General features: G+C 38.6%; 7 protein-coding genes. All 7 read right to left on the bottom strand.

Annotated features, from left to right (window positions below):
• Positions 1–14: 14 nt before the first annotated feature.
• Positions 15–1,025 (bottom strand): bestrophin family protein, encoded by a 1,011-nt coding sequence (locus ON09_RS02345; protein WP_010599454.1) that lies wholly within the window; start codon positions 1,023–1,025, stop codon positions 15–17.
• Between the two features lie 367 nt (positions 1,026–1,392).
• Positions 1,393–2,643 carry a sulfate adenylyltransferase subunit 1 gene (locus ON09_RS02340; protein ID WP_010599453.1) on the bottom strand — a complete coding sequence of 417 codons (1,251 nt, stop codon included), beginning with the start codon at positions 2,641–2,643 and terminating at the stop codon, positions 1,393–1,395.
• A 136-nt stretch (positions 2,644–2,779) separates the two neighbouring features.
• Positions 2,780–3,685, bottom strand: coding sequence for a sulfate adenylyltransferase subunit CysD (gene cysD / locus ON09_RS02335; protein ID WP_010599452.1), 906 nt, complete (start codon positions 3,683–3,685; stop codon positions 2,780–2,782).
• 191 nt (positions 3,686–3,876) lie between these two features.
• The gene (locus ON09_RS02330; protein ID WP_010599451.1) at positions 3,877–4,581 is read right to left on the bottom strand and encodes a phosphoadenylyl-sulfate reductase; all 705 of its coding nucleotides are present in this window, start codon (positions 4,579–4,581) and stop codon (positions 3,877–3,879) included.
• Between the two features lie 2 nt (positions 4,582–4,583).
• Positions 4,584–6,095: a TSUP family transporter gene (locus ON09_RS02325; RefSeq protein ID WP_010599450.1), complete on the bottom strand. Its 1,512-nt coding sequence runs from the start codon at positions 6,093–6,095 to the stop codon at positions 4,584–4,586.
• Positions 6,079–6,849: a uroporphyrinogen-III C-methyltransferase gene (gene cobA / locus ON09_RS02320; protein WP_010599449.1), complete on the bottom strand. Its 771-nt coding sequence runs from the start codon at positions 6,847–6,849 to the stop codon at positions 6,079–6,081. Before cobA ends, ON09_RS02325 begins: the two co-directional genes overlap by 17 nt.
• A gap of 82 nt (positions 6,850–6,931) precedes the next feature.
• Complete coding sequence (locus ON09_RS02315; RefSeq protein ID WP_010599448.1) at positions 6,932–9,028, bottom strand: HEPN domain-containing protein; 2,097 nt, start codon at positions 9,026–9,028, stop codon at positions 6,932–6,934.
• Between the last annotated feature and the right edge of the window lie 220 nt (positions 9,029–9,248).

Genomic DNA, 9,248 nt, shown 5'->3' with positions numbered 1-9,248 from the left:
ATAATAGAAATAGATTACATTAAAATATTATTTTCTGGCGTAAGGGCTGGTGGTAAATTAGTTTCATCTAACATATCCCTCATATCAATTTCCATTGTTCTGGAAATATTGGTAATCGGAACGTCGTTTGCGCTGCCTTCGAATGGATTGGTAGAACTCTCCCCTACTACATCTAAGGTGTTGAAAACCCAGGTTAATAAGATAGCGAAAGGAATATTTAGCCAAATCGAATAGCCCTCTATTAAAGTTCCGCTACCCAATTTATTAAAATCGTTTAATAAACCATAAGGCACCAGAAAAACAAAAAGATTAAGCATAATACTCGCTATTGATGAAAAATGGCGAGGATAGGGAAAGTTTTTGATTCGTTCGGCTTTGCCCTGATTATCGTAGAAAGCAGCAATGCCGGCCTGCAAAGATTGTAGCTGCAAATCAGAAAAGCTTCCTGCAGTTGCCAGTTTATTAATATGATTAGATTGCAAAGCCATGATTTGCGTTGCTTTATTTTTCTTCGTTAAAATGTAGGCCAATTCTTCTGCTGAAAGGTATTGAGCCAAAACATCTTCCAGCTTATTTGTTTTTTCTGCAGTGTGATAATTTTGGGCATATTCAATATTTCTTAGATCATTCATATTTTCCCAAACGCGATTTTCCCTCAATTGAAAACGGAGTGCAGTTAACCAGGCAAAGTGACGGTAAAATATGATCTGCACATCTTGCTGTTTGTTTTTTGACCGTAAGAGATCTCTTACCATTACACCGAAAGAACGACTTACATTGATGATTCCACCATAAATTTGGCGGGCTTCCCATAACCTGGCGTAGCTGGCGTTATTTTTAAAACCAATAATAAATGAAACCGCAGTACCCAATAATGCCACCGGAACCCATGAAATGGAGAGAAACGTAAATCCACAAAAGTGATAAAGTACAGTAGGGATTACAGCAAGTATTGTTAAGCGATAAATATCGCGACGAGTCCAAAGGATAAACTCTTTTAAAGAATATTTCTTTCCGGCATGCATAAAAGTAGGTTTTAGTTTGGGATATTATCTGAGGGATGGGCGAAGATAGAGAAATTTGTAAAATTCGATTGGGAGTTTCTGGAGAAACTTTAATCGCACCGTTAACCTGCGTAAAATAAACCCGGTTGAAGTGGAAATACTTTTTGTTGCAGCAACATCAATCAAAGCTATATTGCTGAGGCACAAAGTAGATGCGTTGTTTCTTAGGACGACAAAAGTTTACAAAAAGATTGAAACGAAAAACGGGGCTGTCGTAACCGATGCCCCGCTGAAATTGCTTTCCTCTAAATTTAAAATCTAGAGTTTCCATATAATATTTGGTTATGGTTCTATTGGATAATAAAAATCTCCATCACGAATCTTAATGCTATTCTACCGCTGCTCTAAACATTAAAGCACCCACCGTTAAATTTGTACGACTATCAATCAAAATAGCTGAACCATTTGCCCGGTTATCATCGTATAAATCGAAAGCCAAAGCATCAGCTGTTTTCACAATGACACGGCCAATATCATTCAGTTTGAACTCATCAGCAGCATGTTTCTCTAAAGTATTGATATCAACTTTATGCAGAATCTCGCTGATTTTACATTTCGTTACTTTGCTATTATGCTGAATTAAATACATTATCGAAGTATCCAAAGCTCGGCCGTCCATCCAGCACAAATCGGCCTCAATTAATTTAGATTCTTGCGGCAAAGCTGTTGCATTAACAATCGTATCGCCCCGGCTAATGTCCACATCATCTTTTAAATGAATAGTTACTGACTGACCTGCATGTGCTGCATCAGGCGCTTGGTCGAAAAATTCGATTCTCTCAATGGTAGAACTTGCGCCTGAGGGTAAAATCGTAACCTTATCATTCAGGTTAAAAGTGCCGCTTAACACGCGACCAGCATAACCACGGTAGTCATGTAATTCATCTGTTTGCGGACGAATAACCCACTGAACCGGCATACGGGCCAATTGAGATTTATCAAGATTATCGGTATCAACTTTCTCCAAAAAGTGCAATAAGCTTTCTCCATCGTACCACTCCATACGGTCAGAATTTTGAACGATATTATCGCCTTTTAATGCACTTACCGGAATATAATTTACATCCTTAAGCTTAAGCTGTTGCGCCAAAACTTTGTATTTATCGATAATTGACTGGTAAACAGCTTCGCTATAATCAACCATATCCATTTTATTGATACAAACCACAATATGTTTGATGCCCAATAAAGAAACCAGATATGAATGGCGAATGGTTTGTTCTACCACACCGTTTCTAGCGTCGATTAAAATGATGGCTAAATTAGCCGTTGAAGCGCCTGTAACCATGTTTCTGGTGTACTGTATATGTCCTGGTGTATCAGCGATAATGAATTTTCGTTTATCGGTTTGGAAATATTTGTAAGCCACATCAATGGTAATTCCCTGCTCACGCTCTGCTCTTAAACCATCTGTTAAAATGGCTAAATCTATTGTTCCATCATCGTTTTTGCGGTTTGAGCTCTGTAAAGCTTCTAACTGGTCGGCTAAAATGGAATCTGTATCGTATAACAAACGGCCGATTAAGGTGCTTTTACCATCATCTACGCTGCCTGCTGTGAAAAATTTTAATATGTTCATGTTTTTAGTATTAAGCTATTAGTATCAAGAATAATAGCAGTCTACAATTTCGATACTCGTACTTAGTTATTTAAAGGTTAAGTTTTTTTTATTTTGTATCCAATGATGATTCTTGATACATACTACTTGCTCTCCCTTAAAAATATCCACCCTTTTTCCTGTCTTCCATGGCTGCTTCGGAAACTTTATCGTCCATACGGGCGCCACGTTCTGAAATTTTTGAGGAACTGATTTCGGAAATAATATCATCAATTAAAACCGCTTCTGATTCTACCGCAGCTGTGCAAGACATATCGCCCACTGTACGGAAACGTACTTGTTTGCGAAAAACGATATCTTCATCATCCATATTTAAAAATGGTGAGGCAGCCATTAACTGGCCATTTCTGGTAATAACTTCACGTTCGTGAGCGAAATAAATACTCGGCAATTCAATATTTTCTCTGCGGATGTAATTCCAAACGTCTAACTCCGTCCAGTTACTGATGGGGAAAACACGGACGTTTTCTCCTTTGTGGATTTTACCGTTATAAATGTTCCAAAGCTCCGGGCGTTGGCGTTTTGGGTCCCATTGTCCAAACTCATCGCGAACAGAAAAAATACGTTCTTTTGCTCTGGCTTTTTCTTCATCTCTACGGGCTCCGCCAATACACGCATCAAACTGGTATTTAGCAATGGTATCTAACAAGGTAACGGTTTGTAAAGCATTTCTACTGGCATTTTTACCAGTTTGTTCTACCACCTTACCCTGGTCGATAGATTCCTGAACTGAGCCAACGATTAATCTTTCACCAATCCTTTCAATCATTTTATCGCGATAATCTATCGTTTCCTGAAAGTTATGCCCCGTATCAATATGCACTAAAGGAAATGGAAATTTTCCCGGACGAAAAGCTTTTTCTGCCAAACGAACTAAAGTAATGGAATCTTTTCCGCCAGAAAATAATAAGGCAGGTTTCTCAAATTGCCCTGCAACTTCACGTAAAATGTGAATCGCCTCGGCCTCCAGTTCATCTAAGTAATCGAAATTATATGTACTCATTTGTTAATGTTGTAAAGTTTGGTTGCTGAATGTTGGAATGTTCCTTATTCAAATTATTTGTTGTTGATGTCGTTAATGTGAATAATTAAATCCTCCCCCTGCCCCCTCCAAAGGGGGAACCCCTCATAGCTTGCTATTCACGTTGCAAAGCTTAGTCTCACGGCTTTAATCTTTTCACTTTAATCTTAGCTCTAAGCTTTCTCTGTTGCATGCAAACCACATTCCTTTTTACTTTGGTCTTCCCACCACCATCTTCCGGCTCTAAAATCTTCGCCGGGTTGTACTGCTCGTGTACATGGTGCGCAGCCGATGCTTGGAAAACCTTTATCGTGTAAGGTATTGTAGACGATGTTATTTTCCTTGATGTAGCTTTTCACATTCTCTAAAGTCCAATCGAAAATAGGGTGAAATTTTATCAATTGATTGCCCTCATCCCACTCTAAATCATGCATATCTTCACGGTTAGCGCTCTGCTCAGCCCTGATTCCCGTAACCCAAATTTCATTGCCTGTTAATGCTCTTTTTAAGGGTTCAATTTTACGGATATAGCAACACTCTTTTCTGTTTTCAACCGATTCATAAAAGCTGTTTGGGCCTTTAGTGTTTACCATATCCTGCAAAAGTTCATTCTTTGGATAATAAGCGTAAATTGGCTTGTTGTAAACTTCTAACGTACGGTTCCAAACGTAATAGGTTTCAGGAAATAATCGTCCGGTTTCTAAAGTGAAAACTTTTATTGGAATATTATTCGCGAAAATTAAATGCGTTATGGCTTGGTCTTCCCAACCAAAACTGGTGGAAAAAATAATTCTATCTGCATACTTTTTTGCCAGATAGTTTAATTTATCTATTGTATTTAATCCCTGAAGTTCTGTTTTTAACTCCTCTACGCTCATCACTAAATTAATTTTAAAAAAAATAGTATCACGCTACGCAAGCTTACCAGCATGACAATAATTCCTACAGCCACCATGATGGTTTTTGCTGAAATCTTGTTTGATACTCTTGCTGCTATTGGAGATGCAATGGCGCTACCAATAATTAAACCAACCACAGCTTCCCAGTATTTACCGCCTAACATCGTAAAAAAAGTTAGGGAACTCAAAGTAGCGATGAAAAATCTGCTGATTTTTACCGTTCCAAGAGAAAATAAAGGATGACGACCGCCTGCAATTAAACTTGAAAGCACAATTGAACCCCAGCCGCCACCAAAGGCCGCATCGATAAACCCGCCAACGAAACCTAAAAACCCGATTTTCTTAATCTTTTTGTCGCCTCTTTTTCTTTTGATATTAAAGGCTTTCATTAAAATTATCCCGCCCAAAATTAAAGTATAAACACCAACTACAGGCTTAACATAAGCACTATAATGCTCTAGCGATGATAAAATGTATGCACCCAAAACGGCACCAATCACAGCTGGAATAATGAGTATTTTAAACAGTTTCCAGTTAACGTTTCCCATCCTATAGTGCATCCAGCCGGCAATGCCGTTACTTAACACTTCAGAAATGTGGATGGCCATACTGGCTGAGGCTGGTGGCAAACCCATAGCCAACGAGAATGAGGCTGTAGTGACGCCATACGACATTCCGATGGCGCCATCAATTAAGGCGAAAACAAATCCTGCCCCCAAAAACCAATAAAATAAAGGGTCGATATTAATTAAGAAAGTTTGAAATTCTGGCTCCGTATTCCAAAGGGTAAAACCAATTGAACCGATTAACAAAATTGCAGCAGCCCAAATTAGCCACTTTATATTTCTTTCTGCGAAGCTTTTGCGTGGGTTAATTAAACTCTGTGTAACCTTATTTAGCTTTTTAACTTTTGCAGAAAAATCGCCATTTAAGGTTTGGCGCAAGGCACTCATATTTTGTAAAGTTTCATCCAGCTCTGCTGGAATCCCCTCATTTAAAATCTGTTTTAATCGCTTTGCGATAGTTGGCGATTTGCCGTTTGTAGAGATGGCAATTTTTAAATCACCTTTTTGAACAATAGAACCTAAGTAGAAATCGCATAAATCGGGTTTATCGGCTACATTGATGAGCAAACCTTTTTCATGCGTTACGGCTCTAATTTCTTCGTTTAAAATATTATTATTTGTGGCCGCGAAAACGATATCAATGTTTTCCAAATCAGAAACATCGAAACTTTTCTGTTTCACTTTTATTTGCGGATAATCTGCAATAAGTGCGTAAACCTCGGGTGAGACCATTTCTGCTACAATCGTAATCTTGGCATGATGACTATTGTTTACAATTGCTGTTAATTTTTCAAGACCAATATTTCCTGCACCAATTAATAATGTACGCAGTTTGTTCAGCTTAATAAAAACCGGGAAAAGCTGATTTCCTTTCTCTTCTTCAGAGAAAACCGCTGCATTATCGGGTTGATTAGGCAATACTTGCATATTGTTTTACTAAGGTTTTGAACGATGGATGTAGCGAAACCACTTCGCCGAAAATTAATAGTGCAGGCGCTTTAACATTTTCTTGTTTGGCCAAATTTTCGATGGTTTCTACCACACCAACAACTAACTTTTCATCTGCTGCTGAACCATTTTGTACTACAGCTGCCGGCAAGTTATGTCTTCCTGCGGCTTTGAAAATTTCGACAATTTTAGCTAGTTTTTTTAGTCCCATTAAAACCAAAACAGTGGCATTTGATTCCGCAGCCTGATAAATATCATTAGAAACCTCACCTGAAGTGGTAGTTCCCGTAATTACCCAAAAGCTTTCGCTTAATCCGCGGTGCGTAACTGGAATTTGTTGCAAACCCGGAACACCAATAGAACTCGAAATACCTGGAATTACATCAACCGGAATGCTGTAAGATGCAGCGTAATCCAACTCCTCATATCCTCTGCCAAAAACAAACGGGTCGCCGCCTTTTAAGCGTACCACATGACCATAATTTAAGGCATAATCAATCATTAATTTATTGATGGTTTCTTGCGGATATGAATGTTCTCCAGAACGTTTACCCACATAAACTTTTATGGCTTCAGCTGGAGCGTGTTCTAGTAATGCCTCATTTGTTAAAGCATCATATAATACCACATCAGCAGTTTGTAAAGCTTTTACCCCTTTTAAAGTTAATAAATCCGGGTCACCCGGACCAGCACCTAAAAGCGTAATTTTTGATTCTTTATATTGATTAACCATATCCTTTTAATTATTGAATGGGAGAATTTTGAATGAGTGATTGTTTATACTAGCGATTTCACAACTCGCAGATTCAATCAGTCTACACTTCAATAATTCTCTCATTTCTTTTCACCTTAATTTGATTTAAAAATGCTTCAGCTTCGCTAAAATACTTCGCTGCGAATTCAGCTGTTGGTTCATTTTTGTTGATTTGTAAAACTAAATCTGAAAAATTGGTCGATAAATTAAATTCGCCTGTTTCCACATAGTGATTATCAAACTCTCTGATGACGCCAACCTGAGTACTGCTGTTGATGCCCTTATCTAAAAGCAATGATTTTGCAGCGCTAACGAAAGTGCTGTAGGTATGATAAATCGCATCAGCGTAAGCGCCTTTATCTAAATTTTGTTTAGCCCAGCCAAATTTCTCATCAGCCTCTAAAAGTAAAGTGGCGACCAAATCGATAACAACGCCAGCACATTCTCCAACCCCAATAGCGGTCACAAACTGCTCTACATTCCCCCAGTCTACAAATTCTTCCTGCTGAAGATTGGTTAAATCGGCCAGTGGTTTCAATAACTGATAAAAATGGTCTTTGCCTCTTCTATCATAATATTGATGGAAATTTTCTTCTGCTTCGTTATTGGCCTTAAAATCATTTAAAATGAAATGTAAAACACTGGTTGCTCTTTTAGATGGCACCTTAATTACGCGTTCAGCCACCCGGCCAACGCCGTTGCCAACCGTTCCTCCACCCAACATGACCTGAACAGCCGGAACAACTTTTCCTTCTGCCTTAACCGAACTGCCATGGAAACCAATTTCGGCCAAACCATGCTGCCCGCAAGAATTCATGCAGCCACTGATTTTAATTTTGATGTTCTTCTCATAAATAAATTCAGGGAAATCAGTGTAAATTACTTCTTCCAGCACTTCTGCCAATGTCATGGAGTTTGAAATCCCCAGGTTGCAAGTATCTGTACCCGGACAAGTCGTGATATCAGCCAAACTATCAAAACCAGCAGTGGTAAAACCAATTTTATTTAAGGCAGTGTATAATGATGGCAATGCCTCTTTACGAACAAATTTCAATAACAAGCCCTGATTTTGGGTTACTCTGATTTCATCTGCCACATAAGGCTTAATGGCATCAACGAAAGCACGGGCTTTATCCGTTTTGATATCTCCAACCTGAACTTTCACATAAACAGCATAAAAACCATCCTGCTTTTGCTCCACTACATTTGTTGCCGACCAATGTTTATAATGTGCCTCATTCAGAATTTCGACTGCGGCGTATTCTTGTTCCAGTGGCAAAGCCGGTTGAGGAACAGCATCTCGATCAATTGCGAAAGTTTTTACTTTGTTTGCAATTCGTTCTTCAGCAACCAAGCGTAAAACTTCTTCCAAACCTAACTTTTGAACTAAATATTTCAAACGGGCTTTATTTCTATTGCTGCGCTCTCCGTAGCGGTCGAAAACACGAAGAACCGATTCTGTGAAAGGAATTAATTGGTCTTCAGGTAAAAACTCATGAACAGCACTTGCCAAAAACGGCTGTGCACCTAAACCACCAGCAAATAAAACCTTGAAGCCACGTTCGCCATCTTTGTTAATTTTTGGAATAAAACCTAAATCGTGGATATAGCTGAAAGCTGTATCCTTATCGCTCGATGAGAAAGAGATTTTAATCTTCCTACCCATTTCCTGGCAAATCGGATTACGTAAAAAATATTTGAAAACCGCATGTGCATATGGAGAAACATCAAACGGTTCATCTTTATCAATCCCGGAATTTGGCGATGCGGTAACATTTCTAACCGTATTTCCGCAAGCCTCACGAAGCGTGATATCATTTTGTTCGAGTTTCGCCCAAAGCTCTGGTGTTTTATCCAAACTCACGTAGTGCAATTGAATATCCTGACGCGTGGTTAAGTGTAAATTTCCACTGCCATACTCATCAGCGATATCAGCAATACGCAATAACTGCTTAAAAGTTACTTTCCCAAACGGCAGTTTAATGCGAATCATCTGTACGCCTGGCTGCCTTTGTCCGTAAACACCGCGGGCTAAGCGTAAACTTCTAAACTTTTCATCATGGATGGTTCCATCGCGAAAAGCCTTGATTTTATTCTCTAAATCTATGATGTCCTGCTCGACGATAGGATTTTCGAGTTCTGTTCTGAAACTTTGCATAGTGTGTTGTTAGCTTTATTCAAAAAATGCCTCTCTTGTACTGAGAAGCATCTTCATATTTTATACTTAATAAATTATTCGTATAGCCTCTGTTACAATGCTTTACAACAACAGCGCATCATTTTGAATGATATCGAATTCAGTATAAAATTAATGTTCATCTGTCAAATATATAAAGTATATAGGAATAGTCGTAATTTTTCTTAAAAAAATTGCTTAT

The sequence above is a fragment of the Pedobacter agri PB92 genome (genome assembly GCF_000258495.1).
In the GTDB taxonomy this organism is placed as follows: Bacteria; Bacteroidota; Bacteroidia; order Sphingobacteriales; family Sphingobacteriaceae; genus Pedobacter; species Pedobacter agri.
Note: the sequence above shows the minus strand (reverse complement) of the source record. Positions and strands in the feature narration are given on the sequence as shown.